Below are 20,192 nucleotides of genomic sequence, written 5' to 3' on the forward strand. Positions count from 1 at the left end.
GAGCTCCGCCGTGCTCCTCTGCGCCGAACCGGGAGGAATCCCTGACATGCCTCGCCCGAGCGACTGGAACGTTCTCGGCCTCCACGGGGACCCGACCCCCGGAGACCCGGTCCAGATCCGTCTGCTGGTCGACGACCTGGTCAAGATCGGTACGCAGGCGAGGTCCATCGCGCAGGCCATCGACCAGGTGATGAACACGGCGGACAGCAGTGTCTTCGCAGGGAAGACCGCCGACGCGCTGCGGGGCAAGGTCGACGACAGGCTGCGCAACCACATCAACGACGTGGCCGACTCCTTCTGGGAGGTCTCCCAGAACCTCGGCGCCTGGGCGAACCACATCGAGGACGCCCAGCGGAGGGCGGACGGCGCCCTGTCGGCCGCACGCGGCCTGCCGGAGGACGACCCGCAACTGGAGGCCCTTCGGCAGACCGCCCAGAGCGCGGGCACGGAGCTCGACGAGGTGGGCAACACCATCGCGAACGCGGTCAACAACGCCTCCGACATCCGGCTGCCGATCTCGGACTGCCAGGTCTTCTGGGAGATGTTCCAGATCCTGGCAATCATCCTCATCGTCCCGGCGCTGATCTTCGGCGGGCCGGTCGCCCTGCTCGCGCTCGGCGTCAACATGACGTTGTTCGTGAAGGCGGCCATCGACTTCGCCCGCGGCGACATCGGTTTCCTCGACCTGTTCCTCGCCGGGCTCGGCATCATCGCCCCCACCACGAAGGCGCTGCCGATCTTCGCCATCGGCGGTCTCCTCAAGTCCGGCTTCAAGGCCGCCCTCCAGTGGGGACGCAACGGCTTCATGTCCATAAAGGACATGGTCAGCGGGTTCCGGTTCGCCACCGTCTTCACCGGTCTGAGGGACGTCGCGCGGATCAGCCTGACCTGGGTGCGCCAGGGCGGACTGTGGGTCATGCAGAACTTCCACAACGTGCCCGCGCTCGGCGGCTCGGTGTTCGTCAAGGGCGGACTCGTCGTCGTGCAGGGCGTCCGCTCCATCCCCGTGGTGGTGCGCGGCTGGGGGTCGGCCATACGGGCCGGCGCCCCCGGGGCGTGGCAGAACTTCCGGCTCTTCGCACAGGAGACCTGGAGCAGCCAGATGGCCGGCGGCAAGTGGACGCGCCTGATCCTCCCCGTGACGCACACCGACATCGCGGAGTACGGGCTGAAGGGCGCCCTGCGCATGGGCTTCTGGGACCGCGGCGTCATGGGCCGCGGCGTGTGGGACCTGCCAGTGGGCGGCACGGTCGCGCACACCGTGAGTGCCGTGCCGATGGGTCCGCACGGCGCGACCCCGCACCTGGACCTGGGGCACGCCAACATCAACATGGCCCGCATGGACCTGGCGGACGTGCGCTTCGGCAACTTCGGCGACACCCACACCTCCGTCCGCCCGTCCTCCTTCTCCGTGGCGCCCGTCAGCACCGTCGACCTGACGGGGCTGCGGGTCGGCACGGTCAACCCCGTCTCGGTGCACGGGGCGAACGCCGTGTTCGACAACTCGACCGCGGGATTCCGGGCAGTGCGGCACATGGACGACGTGGTCGACATCGCCGGTACGCAGATGAGCCGGATGAGGATCGATGCCCTCGACGGGGCGCCCGGCCAGATGAGCGGGGGACTCGGGGTGAGCTCGATGGCCCCGGGTGGCCATGTGACGCACTCCTCCGGTCTGTATGTGCCCGGCTCCGCCGGCGCCCCGGTCGTGCACGAAGGCGTGGACGTTGCCGCCCTCGTCGCCAAGGGCAACGGAGGGAACCTGCTCGCGCAGGGTCCGGCCGGCGTCCTGACGGCACCGCCCGGCGGGACCGGCGCGGTGCACACCGCTCTCACCGGTGCGCCCGCGCCCGCTCCGGGCGGCACGGCCCTGCACGACCTGCTCGCCGCCCCCGGCGCCCCGGGTGCGGGAACCGGTGCCGCGCACACCGCGCTGACCGGCGTCCAGGCGCCGCCGAGCGGTGCCGGGGTCCACGACCTCCTGGGGGCTCCGGGTGGAACGCCCGGGGCCCACGGCCCGCTCACCGGGGTCCCTGGGCACCAGAGCGGCACCGGTGCCGCCGGAGGCTCGGCGTTCGACCTGCTGTCGGGCGGCGCCAAGGGGACGCCGAACAACCCGGTGCCCACCCACATCGGGTCCGACCTCGGGGACAACGTCGCCGGTGCCGCCCGCGCCAACCAGGCCCATCTGAGCCTGGACGAGATCGTGCGGCCCGCCGGCAGCGGACGCCCCGGCTCCGTGGTCACCGACACCGTGCCCGGTCCCACCACCCCCGGCGTCCCCGCCTCCGGCGTGCCCAAGGGCGGCGTGCACGGCACACCGCCCAAGGACGCGGCCCGCTCCGCGCTCGACCTCCTCGACGACGGCCGGGGCGTCCGTTCCGTCGACGGCCCGGCCCTCGCCGGCGCACCCGGGACCGGGGCCGGGAAGACGGTGGACGTCGACGCGGGCCACGCGTTCGCCGGCGCACCCGCGCGGCACACCGACGACGTCGTCACCCCGGCCCCGCACGACAAGGTGGCCGTCACCGGCGACGGGCACGTGGCGGTGCCGCTGCGTCAGGACCCCGCCCCGGTACCGCCCGCGACGTCGGGCGGCGGGCGCGTGCACTCGCACCAGGCGGAACTGTTCCACGAGGTCAACCTGAAGCTGGGCAAGATGGGCGCGGACGCGGTGACGGTGGAGACCGTGACCGCCGCCCGCCAGGTGCTGGAGGACCTGCGCGGCGCCGCCTTCACCAAGGTCGACGTCCGGGCGCAGGCCGACCAGTTGGCCGTGCACCTCGCGGGCCCGGAACGCGGGAAGCTCCCCGGCGGCGTCAGGGACACGGACTTCGCCGACGACGCGCCCGTCACCCCGGGGCCGGGCGGGCACCACGCACCGCCTGTCCCGCCGAGGCCGGAGAGCGGCCTGCTCGACGGGCTCGACGACCTGGTCCTGGACGACACCGGCGCACCGATGCGCTCGCACTTCGACATGGACGACGACTCGCTGCCCGGTTCCCCGGTCGGCGAGCACGGCACCGAGGACCTGGACGGCTTCTCGGAGTTCGTGGACCTGATCCGCCCGCTGCGGCAGCACGTGGAACGGGCCTTCGACAACCCCGCCGCGGACATCGAGGTGGCCCTCGTGGCGAGCCCCGGAGGCCGGACCTGGCGCGAGTTCTCCGACGACGTGGGCCACGCCATGGTGTCCGTGATGCTGCCGGGCGAGCGCAAGCCGCTCACGATCGGCTTCTACCCCGAGGACGGAAACCTCTTCGGCAACCCGGGTGCCATCGTCAACGACGCCGAATACCTCCTCTCCGGGCACGTCCGCGTACTGGGCACCTACCGGATCACCGCGGCGCAGCTGTTCGATGGGTACCGGTACGCGATGGCCAACTCCGGTGCCGTGTACGACCTGTTCCGCTACAACTGCGTGAGGTTCGCTGAGGGCTTCGTCTCCGCGGCGCTCGGGAAGTCCGTGGCGGACCTGTGGGTGGCGGCCCCGTACCGGCTCGTGGACACGATGCTGCGCCGCGACGGCGCCTGGCACTGGGCGGACGGCACGTCGCCCGTGGCCAAGCTGACCGCCGACGACACGATCCGGTACCAGGACGCCTTCGGCGAGGTGGAGGACTGGCGGCTCCACGACCAGGGCCGGTTCCAGGCCGCCACCGACCAGGCCAAGACCTTCGTGCTCTTCGACCACCAGCGTCCCCTGATCGACGGCAATCTCGCGACGGCTCCGCAGAAGGAACGTCTGCTGATCCTCGACCAGTTCGAGAAGATGATCACCCACACCATCCTCACCTCGGGTGACGACGCCGGACGCCAGCTGTCGCGTCAGCTCGGCGAGACCTACGGCACGCTCCGTCCGGGGCTGTCCGATCTGCCGGGACCGTCGGTGACGGCGCCCGCCGCCGGCGACTCGCTCTCGGGGATCGGGAGGGGCTCCGTGGACAGCGTCCCGGAACCGGCCCCGAGTCCCGGCACGTCGGCCGCGGGGGACTCCACCGGGCACCTGCCGCCATCCTCCGTGCAGTACCCGTCCGACGTGCAGCACATGTTCGACGAGATCGACGACATGCTCGACGACATGGGCGTGTTCCGCCACTCGGTGGACGACCTGCCGGCCGGTTCGCCGCCGGTCGTCCACGGGGCCGGCGGGGACGACGTCGCACGGTTCATGGACGACACGCGGCCGGTGCGGCAGCACCTGGAGCACGCGATCGCCGACCCCGCTGCCGACATCCGGCTGGTCCTGGGGACCGACGGCTCGACGGGCGCCCGTTCGCTGACGGTCTGGCTGCCGGGCCGGGACGCGCCCGTGCCCCTGGGCCCGGGTGCGCCGGGCGAGTTCGGTGCCGTCCGCGGCACCGTCGACGGGGCCCCGGGGGGCGGGACGCACGTCCTGGAGGAACACCGCATCACCGCGGCGCAGCTGGAGAACGCCTACCTGTACGCGGCGCGGAACCTGCCGCTGTGGCACACCGACGCGGGCCGGTTCACCGACGGTTTCATGGACGCCGTGCTCGACGCGCGGCCCGCGGCGCCCGAGGGTTCGGTGGGCGCGGCGGTCCACGACGTCCCGGACACGCCCCCCGCGGTGGGGGACAAGGGGAAGGGCAAGTCGCCCACCGGCACCGGCACCGGCACCCTGGACACCACCGGCACCGGATCGCACCACGACGGTCTGCGCGCGGACCTCGGGGACGACCTGTCGGACATCGACGCGTCGGCGGCCATCACCGACGCCCGCCGCGAGCTGATCAACGCCCGGACCATCCGCGACGACCTGCAGACGCGCTACGTGGAAGGCTTCGGCACCTCGGCCGAGGCCGACGGCTTCCGGTACCTCGAGTCGTGGCAGCACGTCAGGCAGGCCGACGCCGCGCTGGCCCAGGCGGAGGCCCACTGGTCCGACGTGACGGGCGGCGCGCCGTTCCCCGAGGTGCAGGCGTACCGCGGGTACGGGCTCGGCGGCGCGGCTCCGCACCTGCCCGAGGGGCTGCGGTCGCTGTTCCGCGGCAGGGGCCGGGCCGATGTCGTTCCGCCCGCCCCCGAAGGTGTCGTGCAGTCCGTGGACCACGTCCCTTCCGCGACGCACGTCGTCACCCCGCTGGAAGGCGGGAAGACCAGCCACGCACTGGTGCCCAGCGGCCAGGACCTGACGGTGGCCCGCTGGATCAGCGAGCCGGAGTCCGCCAAGGGATGGCCCGGGGGCAACGGCAGGGAGGCGTACGAGGGAGACCTCACGGCGCACCAGGACATCCTGGCCAAGGGGCTGGCGGGCGCGGAGCACGACGACGCGTTGAAGTCGGTGCTGGTGCAGCAGCAGAAGTCGTTCGAGGAGAACGTGCAGCTGTTCCACGCCCTCGAAGGCCGCCCGGAGCTGGCGAACCTGCGGATGCCGCAGCTCTCCGCGATCGTCATGGCCGAGCGGCGGGCCCTGCGCACGCTGACGGCGGACACGGACCTGCTGACGCAGAAGTTGAACAGCGGCGACTGGAAGTGGGCGGAGGGCTACCCGCTCGACGGGGCGCAGGCCCACGAGCTCATCGCCAAGGTCCACCGGCACCTCCAGGAGGACCTCTCGCTCACGGTGAACCTCAAGCTCGGCGACATCACGCCGGCCGGAGGGACGCTCCTGGACGCACTGACCTCGGACACCCAGCTGCTCCGCAACGCGTGGGAGGCCAACAACGCCAACGCGGGGTACTACGTCACCCGCGGCAAGACGGAGGAGGCTCTCGGCCTGCCGGCGTCCGTGAAGCGGACGACCGAGGCGTCCGGGATCTACCCGGGCGCGCAAGGACGGCCGTTCGCCCCGACCGCCGACGACCTCGTGGACCTGCCCAACTACGCGGCCCTCACGTCCAAGTACCGGCCGAGCGGCGTGAAGATGTACGGGCGGGCGGTCTTCCACCTGAATCCCGACGTGATGCAGCGCGCCACGTTCACGCCGGCGGACAGCTTCATCGAGGGCCTCGAGGGCGCTCGGAGCGTCACCGGCCGCGGCAACATGCTGCCGCTGCTCAACCACGGCCCCGAACCCCTGGTCCGGCTGGCCTTCGCCGAGGCGACCGACTTCCGGTACGACGGCGCGTTCCGCGGATTCCGTGACGCCGGAACGCTGGAGCGCAACCTCGGCAGGTATTTCGAGGCGCAGATCCACGGCGGCGTGAAGTGGGACGACCTCAACCGCGTCGTACTCGTGGACGACGGGTTCGACCCGGCGCTGCAGGCACAGAAGCTGCAACTCGAGCAGTTCGCCCAGGCCAACGGGCACTCCTTCACCGTCGAGATCCACAACGCGCGACCGGGCGCGGGCCGCGCCCCTGGCGTGCACCCGGCGCCGCCCGGGACCGGCGGAGCCCACTCGGGTGGCCCCGGCCCGTCGTCCTCCGGTGCCGGCGGGGGTCACCTCCCGGGTCCGGGCCCGTCGCCGTCACACGTACCGGCACCGGCTTCCGCACCCGGCGAGGGCGCGGCCGGAGGGGCCGTCGACGGCGTGCACGCGAGCTACGACGACCTCGTCTTCACCGCCTCGCTCCTCGACCGCGACGGTGTGCCCCGGGACGGCCTGTTCACGGGTACGGCCGCGCGCGTCGAGGGCTCCGGCGACGCCTCGTTCGTCTCCCCGGCGGCACCGTCCGCCTCGGGGGGCATCACGAAGCTGACCGAGGACGGGATTCTGGACGTCGTCATCGGCACGGGTGGGCGCAACGGCGGCGAGGAACGCCGCACGCTCGGCGGTTTCGAGTTCGGCGCGGGCACCCGCAACAACAACGGCAAGAATCTCGTTTCACGGCCGATCGTGGTCACGGTCAAGGACGGAGAAACGGAAGCGCAGGTGGCCGTCCACCTGAACGTGATGCTCAGCTCGGGCAACGAGGCCGACGTGACGTTGGCGGGGAAGAAGGTCGCGAACACGACGGAAGTCACGATCACGGGGAGCAAGTTCCACCTCACCGCGCGGCCGCACACCGACCAGGGCGTGATCGACCTGCACGGAGCCTCCAGCGACACCGCGTCGAAGTCCATCCACGTGGGGCCGAGCAACGCCCTCTCGTCCGGCTGGAACAGCAGGCCGGGCAACACCAGGAACCTCGCGCAGGCTCTCGGCGTCTCGGAACAGAAGCTCATCGACGCACTCGACAACCGGTTCCCGCCGAGCGGACTCGTCGAGACGGTCCACCGGTTCCAGGACGACGTGGAGCGCGCCGTCGTCCACGGCTCCGGCGCGGAGGACGTGCGGGTTCACTTCCAGGGCGACAAGTCGTTCCCCGTCCGGGGTGACTCCGGGGGTGTGTCGGCGCCTGCCGTTACCGGCCTGTCGGGCGGGGCGGGTGACGTCCTGCACGGTGCGGGTTCTGGCGCCGGCCGGGTGGATCTGACGTTGGACGCGGGATGGGATGCGGCGCGGGGTGCGGCGGCGCCGAACACGGTGAAGCACTCGTGGGTCGATCCGGTGTCGACGCCGCGGGGTGGTGGTGCGCATGCTCCTCGGTATGAGGTGCGTGCGGGTTATGACGTGCGCAGGTTCGAGCTCGGCGGGCGTCCGGTCACGGATCTGACGGTGAAGGTGCGTCTGGCCGGTGACGGGCTTTCACCGAACCAGGTGGACGCGCTGTGGGACCGTGCGGTGTCGGGTGTGGAGCGGGTGTTCAACCGTCCCGGTGAGGTGTTGCGCGACCGCAGTGTTCTGCACGTCACGTTGGAGCGCGTGACGGGCAACGCCTCTGACGCCCACCTGAACGTGAACGTGGGTGGCGCGCGGGGTGCGATGAACCAGCATCAGTGGCGGATCGACGCCACGGAGCAGGATCTCGCGCACGAGCTGGGCCACCAGTTGGGTCTGCGGGACGAGTACCGGGACACCACGGCCGGGCATCGCCCGGAGGTCGACGGCAGCCTCATGGGCAACTACCACAACGCCGCCCCGGAGGGTCTGTCCCAGGGCGGGCTGCGCCCCCGCTACCTCGACCTCATCCACGCCCAGGTCGCCGGCCACGACCACGTGCACGTGCCGCACGTGGCTGTCGACGCGGTCGGCGGGATCGCCCCCCACGCACCGAAGAAGGCCAAGCCGAATCCCTCGCAGCCGGCGGCCGTCCCGCCCACCTTCACGCGGCAGACGGACGCCACGCGATTCACCGAGGGCTACCAGAAGATCGCCGGTCACTACCAGCTGAAGCCCCTCGCCCAGTACGACGGCATGGCCAAGGGCTCGCTTCAGGCCGGTGACGGCACCCGCTTCGTCGCCACGGTCATCGCGACCGCGGACACCGATCTGCTGACGCTTGCGAAGACGTACGGCAAGGCGTTCGGCAAGGAGTCCCTCGGCGAGCGGCTGGGCCTGGTCATCGGTGTCAACGGCCGCGCCGGCACGGAAACCGCAATCGCCGACACAGTGCGCAAGTTCGCCCAGGCATGGGAGAAGGAGGGCGACTTCGCGGTTTCCGTCACCGGCTACACCTGGCACCAGCCCGATCCCAAGCTCGTCGCGGCCGGCGCCCAGAAGGAGATCCCCTACGGCGCGCTGCGTGAGGCGGTGATCCGGGACGACCTGACCCGCGGCATGCTCGACAAGGTCCGGCTCAACGCTGGGGGAGAGGTGTACCTGCACGTCGGTGACGCCGACGTGAAGAGCTTGGTCGTCGGCGGGAAGCCGCTCTTCGAGCGTGCCGCCGCGAAGATCGAATCGCTGAGTACCGAGAACGGGCTCGCTCCCGAGATGGTGAGCGGCGGTTACACCCTCCCCGAGGGCGTCGCGAAGAACGCCGCGGACCTCGATCTGGCCGTGCGCGACGCGATGGCGAAGACCGACGCGCGGACGATCTACTTCCCCGAGCCGAACACGTTCATCCGTGTCGACACGGCCAACTCCCTCGGCCTCGAGAAGGACATCAGGTTCGGCGAGATCTCCGGAGACACCATCAGTTACGAGGCCAGGGAGGGGGAACGTCTCCTCGACAGCCTGGTCAAGAACCGCCGCCACCTGTGGCAGGGGCGGGAGAACCAGGCCGTGGTGTTCGACTCGGGTCTCGCCCTCGTCACGGACGGGGACCGGATCGCCAAGGAAGTGGGGAACGACCCGCGGTCGATCCTCAACGGGCTGACCCAGAGCCACGCGAACGCCAAGACCTGGACCGAGCAGATCGAGCACTACCTCAAGCTGCACCACCCGGACGTGCTGGTGAAGGACGCGAACGCCGGGAAGAGCCTGGCGGCCATCGCCTTCCACAAGATCGAGGCGGACGGCGCCACCACCCTCACGAAGCTGGAGGTGAAGGACCTCGGCACCAACCGGAAGGCGGAATGGAAGGCGCTGATCAAGGCCACCGGGGACGACAAGGCTACGTTCAAGCAGCTGATCGACATGGCCGTCGACACCCGTAACGCGCTGGTCGACGGCATCAACAAGCACCTGCCGCAGTCCGTCTCGGCGGCGGCGCCGGCTGCTTCTGGCTCCGCGCGGCTGACTGGGGACGGGGTCCTGGACGCCATCGTCGGCAGAGGCGGCGGGAGGCCGGGGGACGAGCGTCGAGTGCTCGGTGGTTTCGAGTTCGGTGTGAAGACCCGTAACAACGGGGGCAACAATCTCATCTCGCGGCCGATCGTCATCACGGTCACGGACGGTGGGACGCAGGCGGAGGTGGCGGTCCACCTCAACGTGGTCCTCACTTCGAGTCATGAGACGCGGGTGGCCGGCGGTTCGTCGGTCACGATCAGTGGGAGCGACTTCCATCTGACCGCGCGTTCGAAGGCTGCCCAGGATCTGATCGACGAGCACGGGCCGTCCATCCTGACGGCGGACAACTCCATTCATGTGGGCCCGAACAATGCCACGCGGGGCTGGAAGAACAATTCCGGTCACACGCAGAACCTGGCGGACGAGCTTGGCGTTTCGAAGGACAGCTTGCTCGATGCGCTCGACAGGCGTTTCCCGCCGGATGGTCTGCTGGACACGCTGGAGCGGCTCCAGCGGGACGTGCGGCACACCGTCGTCCACGGCTCGGCCACGGAGAACGTGACGGTGCGCTGGGAGAGCGGGGACAGGTCCTTCCCGGTGCTGGACGACCCCGCTGGGGTGTCGGCGCGGGCGGTGTCCGCGCCGGCGGGTGCGGTGGATGACTTCTTCCACGGTGCGGGTTCTGGTGCGCGGCGGGTGGATCTGACGCTGGACGCGGGTTGGGATGCGGCGCGTGGTGCGGCGGCGCCGAACACGGTGAAGCATTCGTGGGTGGACCCGGTGTCGACGCCGCGGGGTGGTGGTGCGCATGCGCCGCGGTACGAGGTGCGTGCGGGTTACGACGTGCGCAGGTTCGAGCTGGGAGATCGCTCGGTCACGGATCTGACGGTGAAGGTTCGTCTGGCCGACGAGGGCCTGTCGCCGACAGAGGTGGATGCGCTCTGGGACCGTGCGGTGTCGGGTGTGGAGCGGGTCTTCAACCGGCCTGGTGAGGTGCTGCGTGACGGCAGCGTCCTGCACGTGACGCTTGAGCGCGTCGCGGGGAATGCCTCTGACGCCCACCTGAACGTGAACGTGGGTCGGCCGCAGAGTGCGATGAACCAGCATCAGTGGCGCGTCGACGCCACCGAGCAGGACCTGGCCCACGAGCTGGGGCATCAGCTGGGTCTGCGGGACGAGTACCGGGACACCACCGCCGGGCACCGTCCGGAGGTCGACGGCAGCCTGATGGGCAACTACCACAACGCCGCCCCGGAGGGTCTGTCCCAGGGCGGGCTGCGCCCCCGCTACCTCGACCTCATCCACGCGCAGGTCGCGAGCCACGACCACGTCCATGTGCCGCACGTCGACGTCGACGCGGTGGACGGCGTCGCTCCCCACGCACCCAGCAAGGCCAAGGTCAAGGCGAACACATCGCAGGCGGCGGTCGACCCCGCCACATTCACGCGGCGGACGGACGCTGTGCGTTTCACCAAGGGCTTCAGCGACATCGTCGAGAATTACCGGTTGACGCCGGTGGCCCAGTACGACGGCACGGCCAAGGGCTCGCTCCGGGGCGGTGAGGGTACGCGTTTCGTCGCCACGGTGATCGCGACTCCGGACACGGATTTGCTGAAGTTGGCGCAGACGTACGGGACGGCGTTCGGCAAGGAGTCCCTCGGCGAGCGGCTGGGCCTCGTGATCGGTGTGAACGGACAGGTGGGCAAGGACGCCGACATCGTCGACACCGTGCGGAAGTTCGCTCAGCAGTGGGAGAAGGAGGGCGACTTCGCGGTTTCCGTCAGCGGTTTCACCTGGGAGCAGCGGAACCCCCAGCTGTTGAAGGACGGCGGCCAGAAGATGGTGCCGTTCGGCGCGCTCCGCGAGGCGGTCATCCGTGACGATCTCACCCGTGGCATGTTCGACAAGCTGGAGGTGAACGCCAAGGGAGGGGTGTATCTGCACGTCGGTGACGCCGACGTCAAGAGCATGGTCGTTGGCGGGAAGCCGCTCTTCGAGCGTGCCGCCGCGAAGATCGAATCGCTGAGTGCCGAGAACGGGCTCGCTCCCGAGATGGTGAGCGGTGGCTACACCCTCCCCGGGGGTGTCGCGAAGAACGCCGCAGATCTCGACATGGCCGTGCGCGACGCGATGGCGAGGACCGACACGCGGGCGGTCTACTTCCCCGAGCCCAACACGTTCGTCCGTGTCGACCCGGAACTCGGCCTGGAGAAGGACATCCGGTTCGGCGAGGTCTTCGGAAAGGCCGTCAGCTACGAGGCCAGAGAGGGCGAGCGGCTCCTCGACAGCTCCCTCAAGAACCGCGGTTACCTCTGGCAGGGGCGGGAGAACCAGGGCTTCGTCTTCGATTCGGATCTCGCTCTGGTCACGGACGGGGAGCGGATCGCCAAAGAGGTGGGGGACGACCCGCGGTCGATTCTCAGCGGGCTGACCCAGAGCCACGCGAACTCGAAGACCTGGACCGAGCAGATCGAGCGCTACATCAAGCTGCACCACCCGGACGTGCTCGTGAAGGACGCGAACGTCGGGAAGAGTCTGGCGGCCATCGCCTTCCACGACATCCGGGCGGATGGCATCACGGCCCTCAAGTCGATGTCGCGCAAGGAGCTTGGAAAGGCACTCCCGGCAGAGGCGAGCGCGATCATGAAGGTAGCCGATGATTTCCCGGCGCCCGTCAAAAAACTGCTCGACATGGCCGTCGACACCCGTAACGCACTGGTCGACGGCCTCAACAAGCAGCTGCCGCAGTCCGTCTCCCCGTCCGCACCGAGTGCGAGTACGTCCACGGCCGCTCACGCGGGTGCCGGTACGGGCGGGGGCCGGCTGACCCCGGACGCCGTCCGGATCCTGGACAGCATCACGGGATCGAGCACGGTCGACGGTTCCCGCCGTACGCTCGGCGGCTTCGAGTTCGGAAGGGTCCGGGACACGGGGAGCACGAACCTCATCTCGCGGCCCGTGCTGATGACGGTCACCGAGGGGGACAAGTCGGTCCAGGTGGCCGTCCACCTCAATGTGATGGTCACCCCGAGCGGGAGGCTCGACGGAACGACGGTCACGCTCAACACGACGGACTTCCATCTGACCGCGCGGTCGAAGGCCGCTCAGGTCCTCATCGACAAGTCGGGGCCGTCCGCTCTGACGGCGGACAACTCCATTCATGTGGGGCCGAGCAACGCCAAGACCGGCTGGGACAACAGGGGCGGTCAGCTCAAGAACCTGGCGGACGAACTCGGCATCACGAAGGACAGCCTGGTCAAGGCGCTCGACAGCCGTTTCCCGCCGGGCGAACTGCTCGACACCGTCGCCCTGTTCCAGCGGGACGTGGAGCGTGCCATCGTCCATGCCTCCGCCTCCGAGGTCATCACGGTGGAGTTCCGGGGTGACAAGTCGTTCCCCGTCCGGAGCGACTCCAACGGCGTGTCGCCCAGAAGCGTTTCCGTGCCTGCCGGCGTGGTGGACGATGTCTTCCACGGTGCGGTTCCGGGTGCGGGGCGGGTGGATCTGACGCTGGATCCCGGTTGGGATGCGGCCCGTGGTGCTTCGGTGCCGAACACGGTGAAGCATTCGTGGGTGGATCCGGTGTCGACGCCGCGGGGTGGTGGTGCGCATGCGCCGCGGTACGAGGTGCGTGCTGGTTATGACGTGCGCAGGTTCGAGTTGGGGGACCGCTCGGTCACGGATCTGACGGTGAAGGTGCGTCTGGCCGATGACGGGCTTTCAGCGACTCAGGTCGACGCGTTGTGGGACCGTGCCCTGGTCGGTGTGGAGCGGGTCTTCAACCGCCCGGGTGAGACGCTGCGCGACGGCAGCGTCCTGCACGTCACGCTGGAGCGCGTCACGGGCAATGCGTCGGACGCTCACCTGAATGTGAGGGTGGGTGGTCCGGATGGAGCGATGAACCAGCATCAGTGGCGGATCGACGCCACCGAGCAGGATCTCGCCCACGAGCTGGGGCATCAGCTGGGTCTGCGGGACGAGTACCGGGACACCACCGCCGGGCACCGCCCCGAGGTCGACGGCAGCCTGATGGGCAACTACCACAATGCCGCGCCCGAGGGCCTGTCCCAGGGCGGACTGCGCCCCCGCTACCTGGACCTCATCCACGCCCAGGTCGTCAGTCACGACCACGTCCATGTGCCGCACGTCGACGTCGACGCGGTCGACGGGATCGCCCCCCACGCACCGGACGGCAAGGCCAAGGGCAAGGCCAAGGCGAGCATCTCGGCGAGTACCTCGCAGTTGGGGCCTGTGCCGCCCACGTTCACGGAGCGGACGGACGTCCTACGCTTCAGCGAGGGCTACGGCGACATCGCAAGCCACTACCGGTTGACACCAGTGGCACAGTTCGACGGTGCGGCCAAGGGCGCGCTCCAGGGCGGTGAAGGTACCCGTTTCGTCGCCACGGTCATCGCGACCCCGGACACCGATCTGCTGAAGCTGGCGAAGATGTACGGGACGGCGTTCGGCGACAAGTCGGTGCTGGGCGAGCGGCTCGGCCTGGTCATCGGTGTGAACGGGCGCGCCGGCAGTGAAACCGCGATCGCCGACGCGGTGCGGAAGTTCGCCCGGCAGTGGGCGCAGGAGGGCGACTTCGAGGTCTCCGTCACCGGCTTCACCTGGCGCCAGCCCAATCCCAGGCTCGTGGACGCCGGTACGCAGAAGGAGATCCCCTACGGTGCGCTGCGTGAGGCGGTGGTCCGTGACGATCTCACCCGTGGCATGCTCGACAAGGTCAAGCTGAACGCCAGGGGAGAGGTGTACCTGCACGTCGGTGACGCCGACGTCAAGAGCATGGTCGTCGGCGGCAAGCCGCTCTTCGACCGCGCAGCCGTGAGGATCGAGACGCTGACGGCTCGGAACGGTAACGCTCCCGAGATGGTCAGTGGCGGCTACACACTCCCCGAGGGTGCCACGCCCAAGGCGAAGGCCGACAGAGCGGCCGCGGAAATCGATCTGGCCGTCCGCGACGTCATGGCGAAGTTCGATTCCCGTACGGTCTACTTCCCGGAGCCCAACAGCTTCGTCCGGGTGAATCCGGACGCTCCGCTCGGCCTCGAGGGCAATATCCGTTTCGGAAAGGCCGGAGACATCGTCTATGAGGCGGAGGAAGGAAGGCACCTCCTCGACAGTGTCTTCAAGAACCGTCAGTTCCTGGGTTGGCAGGGCCGAGAGGACAAGCTCGTCTCGTTCGACTCGAGTCTCGCCCTGGTCACTGATGGGGGGCGTATCGCCGACAAGGTCCGGCCTGACGTACCGAGCACGGTCCTCGACGGCCTGACGCAGAGCCATGCGGACCGGGGCACGTGGACCAAGCAGGTCGAGAGGTACTTGGCGCAGTACCACGGGGGTGTCCTGACGAAGGACCCCAATGTGGGGCGGGACCTCGCTGCTTTCGCCTTCCACGGAATTCAGACGGACGACACCACCCTCCTCAAGGCGATGACCCGGCAGGAACTGGGCAAGGCACTGCCTGCTGAGGCCGATGCGCTCATGGAGGTGGCCAAGGATTTCCCGAAGACCCTCAAGCGACTGCTCGACATGGCCGTCGACACCCGTAACGCTCTGATCGGCGGCATCAAAACGCACGTACCGCAATCCGTCTCCGCGGCGGCGCCGGCTGCTTCTGGCTCCGCGCGGCTGACTGGGGACGGGGTCCTGGACGCCATCGTCGGCAGAGGCGGCGGGAGGCCGGGGGACGAGCGTCGAGTGCTCGGTGGTTTCGAGTTCGGTGTGAAGACCCGTAACAACGGGGGCAACAATCTCATCTCGCGGCCGATCGTCATCACGGTCACGGACGGTGGGACGCAGGCGGAGGTGGCGGTCCACCTCAACGTGGTCCTCACTTCGAGTCATGAGACGCGGGTGGCCGGCGGTTCGTCGGTCACGATCAGTGGGAGCGACTTCCATCTGACCGCGCGTTCGAAGGCTGCCCAGGATCTGATCGACGAGCACGGGCCGTCCATCCTGACGGCGGACAACTCCATTCATGTGGGCCCGAACAATGCCACGCGGGGCTGGAAGAACAATTCCGGTCACACGCAGAACCTGGCGGACGAGCTTGGCGTTTCGAAGGACAGCTTGCTCGATGCGCTCGACAGGCGTTTCCCGCCGGATGGTCTGCTGGACACGCTGGAGCGGCTCCAGCGGGACGTGCGGCACACCGTCGTCCACGGCTCGGCCACGGAGAACGTGACGGTGCGCTGGGAGAGCGGGGACAGGTCCTTCCCGGTGCTGGACGACCCCGCTGGGGTGTCGGCGCGGGCGGTGTCCGCGCCGGCGGGTGCGGTGGATGACTTCTTCCACGGTGCGGGTTCTGGTGCGCGGCGGGTGGATCTGACGCTGGACGCGGGTTGGGATGCGGCGCGTGGTGCGGCGGCGCCGAACACGGTGAAGCATTCGTGGGTGGACCCGGTGTCGACGCCGCGGGGTGGTGGCGCCCACGCGCCGCGGTACGAGGTGCGTGCCGGCTTCGACGTGCGTACGTTCCCGTTGGGCGAGCGTTCCGTCACGGATCTGACCGTGCGGGTCCAGCTGGCCGCCGACGGTCTGTCGCCGGCTCAGGTGGACGCACTGTGGGAGCGAGCGCTGGGCGGTGTGGAGAGGGTCTTCAACCGTCCCGGTGAGGTGCTCGGCGACGGCAGTGTCCTGCACGTCACGCTGGAGCGCGTCACGGGCAACGCCGCCGACGCCCACCTGAACGTGAGGGTGGGCGGCCCGGACGGTGCGATGAACCAGCACCAGTGGCGCATCGACGCCACCGAGCAGGACCTCGCGCACGAACTCGGTCACCAGCTGGGTCTGCGGGACGAGTACCGGGACTTGACGGCGGGCCACCGGCCCGAGGTCGACGGCAGCCTCATGGGCAACTACCACAACGCCGCCCCGGAGGGCCTGACCCAGGGCGGACTGCGTTCCCGCTACCTCGAACTCATCCACGCCCAGGTCCGCAACCACGGCCACGACCACGTTCACGTGCCGCACACCCGTGCCGTCACGGACGACGCGGTCGCACCCCCCGCGCCCGGCAAGGGCAAGGGGCGTGCCGACGAGGACGCCGGGTCACTGGACGAGGGGCCGGACCTGACCCCGCGCGCCGACGACCCGCTGACGACGGCGGACGCGGAGGCGGCCGTGCAGGACGCCCGTCGCGATCTCAACCGGGCGCACGCGGAGTTCCGGCGGCTCGAGGCGCTCGACCTGGTCGGGAGGGGGTCCTCGAACAGGACCGGGCTGGACGTGGCGCGCGAGCAGGTCGTGACCGCGGAGGTCCGGCTCGCCGAGGCGGAGGCCGCCGAGCTGAGGGTGGCGGCGGCCGAACACGCGTCGCCCGCGCCCGTGCCGTCCGTCCCGCCGGTGCCACCCGTGCCGCCCGTACCGCACGCGCATGACGGGACCCCCGGTTCGGGCCCGGCCTCGTCGCTGCGGGACACGGACTCGCTGTCCGGCACGGAGACGTTCCCCACCACACACGGATACTTCTCGGAGCTCACCGAGCCCCATCCGCGCCAGATCGACGAGGTCGACGGGACCTTCACCCGGTACGACGAGCACGGCGCTCCCGTCGCCACCGGCCGGCCGCTCCCGGCGCTGCCGGGCGTGCCGGACGGCCTGAACCTGGTCACCCCGGCGCAGGGTGCCGCCTGGCTGGAGGACGCGACCGGCACGCGCATCGCCCACTTCCGCGGGCAGGAGGTCACCGCCACGGCCGACGGCCTGCGGGTGACCCACGTGCACACCGGCGGGCCGCGGGACGGGGAGTTCATCCAGATAGGCACCGACGGCACCCTGGTCAAGCAGGGCTTCAACGTCCTCGACAAGGGCAGGCCCACCGCCTACCAGTACGTCCTCGACCACCCGAACGGCGTGTGGGAGCGGACCGGGCCCGACGGCGCCGGCGCGGGGGTGTTCCACCACGGCAAGGCGGACCTGACGGGCGCCGCGAACGGCCGCGTGGTGCTGCTCAGCGACACCGGCGCACCGGTACCGGTCTTCGAGCGCCGGCCGCTGCCCGGCGGCGGCCTCCTCGACTCGTTCCGCCGCACCGACACCATCGACTTCGGCCGTATGAACCCCCGTACGAGCTGGGCGCGCTGGGGCGACGATGCCACCCTGTCCGGCGCGGGCATCCGCGAGTACGACACCGCGGGCACCGGCTGGCGCGACCTCGACGCGCGCGGCAACGTCGTCCACGAGTACCAGGCCGGTCTGCAGAAGCACGGCAACGGCACCGGCCACACGCTGGCACTCGGGAACGAGGACGGCCGGCTGCGCTGGCACCGCTACGACGGGGCATCGAGGGAGCTGGCCGCGGGCCCGCGGACCCCGGACCGGTACGACTCCGGCTGGACCGACCTCGCCGACGACGGGCGGACCCTCGTCCAGCGCAAGTGGGGCATGGGCCACCTGCCCGAACACGCCGGGCAGTACGAGGAGCACACGCTCGTGCAGGACGCCGCCGCACCCGGCGGGTGGAAGACCGACGGGACCTGGCAGCGCCAGTCGCCGCACGGCAAGGAGGTCGGCAAGGCCGAGGTCGTCGACGGCCACCTGCTGGTCACCGAGCGGTGGCGTGAACAGCGCCCGCCCGTCTGGGTCCGCAAGGGCTTGCTGCCGGGTGCAGGGCACGCGGAGGGCGCCTACGCCCATGTGCTCGGCGACAACGCGTACCAGCTGTTCACCTGGGAGAAGCGGCCCGTCGGGGACGGCGCCGGTTCCGGAACCTCGGGCGTGCGGTACGTCGGTCTCGACGGCGGCACCCTGGATCTGGCGGCGAACGGCGACTTCGCGCGCCTGACGACCAAGCTGCACGACGGCACGACGCTGAAGGTCGGCGACCACGCCGGCGGCCCCGGCTACCCCCCGGCCGACGCCTCGTACGTGCCCTGGGAGGACTCCGGCGGCAGGCACGGCTACCGCGTCCCGCAACAAGGCGCTCCCGACGGCCCGCTGTGGCAGGACCGCTTCCAGGGGCCGGACGGGCGCCTGAGGGTCGCGCGCGAGGGCCTGCCGGACGGAGTCGTGCGCGAGTACGTCGATGCGCCGGTCGTCGGGCATCCCTCCGGCCGCGGCAGCTGGGTCACCCGTGACGCCCACGGCAACCTGACCGGGATGCGGCACCCGAACCCCAACGGCGCCGCGAACAGCTTCATCGAGGGCACGGGGCGGGCGGACTCCGCGAAGTGGACGTGGCGGGAGACGGACGCCCAGGGCAACCACCTCGGCCGCTCCGGCTCCAGGGAGTTCTTCCGCGGCTCCAACGACCCGAAGCGGTCCTGGGACGACTCCTTCCGCGACCTCGACGCGAACCGCAACCTGGTCCGCGAGCGCCGCATGCTCGACAAGGGCCGCTTCGTGGACGCCTGGCGCGACCCCGCCCGCAACGAGCGCTGGCTGACCGCCGAGTTCCAGCGCGACGGCTCACCGGCGACCGCACCCGGCCAGGGCGGCCAGGTCCGCACCTGGTGGAACCGGGCCACGGGCACCTGGGACGACCAGTGGAGGCCCGGCGCCCGCCACTTCCGCGACGAACTGCGGTCCGCCGACGGCACCAGGGTCGTCCTGCGCGACACGCCGCTGCATCTGGACGGCCCGGCACGCGTCCGCGAGTACGGCCGCACGGCCGGCGAGCCCGGCGCGGTCTGGAAGGAGTTCGACCACGGCTCCGTCGTCCGCGAGCGCACGGCCGAGACGGGCCCCGGCGGCACCGTCACCGGATACCTGGAGACCGACGCCTGGCGCGGCCAGTGGAACCGTTACGACGCGCGGGGCGAGCTCGTCGCCCAGCGCACGGACAGCGGCCTGGTCTGGGAGCGCCGCGGTCCGCTCGGCCAGATGAAGCTGGTCGGCAACGAGTACGACTACCGCGGGCCGCTGACCGAGATCCGCGGCTGGGGGCGCCGGATCCGCGAGTCCCAGCGCATGCCCTGGTCCGGGACGATGCTCCCCGACGGTGCGGGTGCGGCGCTGCGCGAGGCGCGGTACGAACCGTACTGGCGGACGGTGGCGTACAAGGCCGCCGTGGAGTTCGGCCAGGAGTTCGTCCTGGAGTTCGGTGCCAACCTGGCCGTGAACGGCATTGTGGCCGCGGCCCAGGACAAGCCGTTCACCGGCAAGGACGTGCTGAAGGCGTTCGCCAACGCCGCCGTGTCCTCGGGCGTCAAGACCGGGTTCGGCATCGCCGTGCACGAGAACCGGGCCGCCGGGTTCCGCGAGCTCGGCAACCTCAAGGCGACCCTGGCCAACATCGACGGCGGCAAGCACCCGCAGCGCAGGCCGTTCAACCACGACAAGACCTGGTCCAACGAGTGGGCCGGGAACGAGACCCCCACCCGCTGGCGCGGAGGCATCTACGACTTCACCTTCAGCGCGGGCACCAGCGTGATCTCGGGATGGGTCAACGGCGCCATGAACGCCGCGGTGTGGGGCGTCAGCGACGCCAACGGGAACACGGTCAAGCTCAGCGGCGCGGACGCCTTCCTGGACGGCGGCATCAACGCCGCGGCGGCCCTCACCACGTCGGCCTCCACCGCCCTGGTCAAGAACGTGCTCGTGCTGGGCGGCGGCAGCCGGCTCTTCCACCGGCAGGGCTTCGCGGACTTCTGGATCCAGCTACCCTTCAAGATCTTCGAGAAGTCGATCCAGTCGGTTTACCTGACCGGTGCGTACCGTGCGAGCATCAACCCGTCCTGGTACCAGGTACCGCCGCCCGGCACGCAGCAGCAGTAGAGGA

Annotated in this window: 1 protein-coding gene; it reads left to right on the forward strand. The window is 70.3% G+C overall.

The features are described from left to right. Positions 1-46: 46 nt before the first annotated feature. Complete coding sequence (locus ABZ312_RS12225) at positions 47-20,188, forward strand: RHS repeat domain-containing protein (RefSeq protein WP_500437502.1); 20,142 nt, start codon at positions 47-49, stop codon at positions 20,186-20,188. Positions 20,189-20,192: the final 4 nt, after the last annotated feature.

It is taken from the genome of Streptomyces sp. NPDC006207, assembly GCF_040613835.1.
In the GTDB taxonomy this organism is placed as follows: Bacteria; Actinomycetota; Actinomycetes; order Streptomycetales; family Streptomycetaceae; genus Actinacidiphila.

What these genes read in the sequence shown, in the direction of transcription:
- ABZ312_RS12225 (WP_500437502.1), top strand. Translation starts at nt 47, where the DNA reads ATGCCTCGCCCGAGCGACTGGAACGTTCTCGGCCTCCACGGGGACCCG.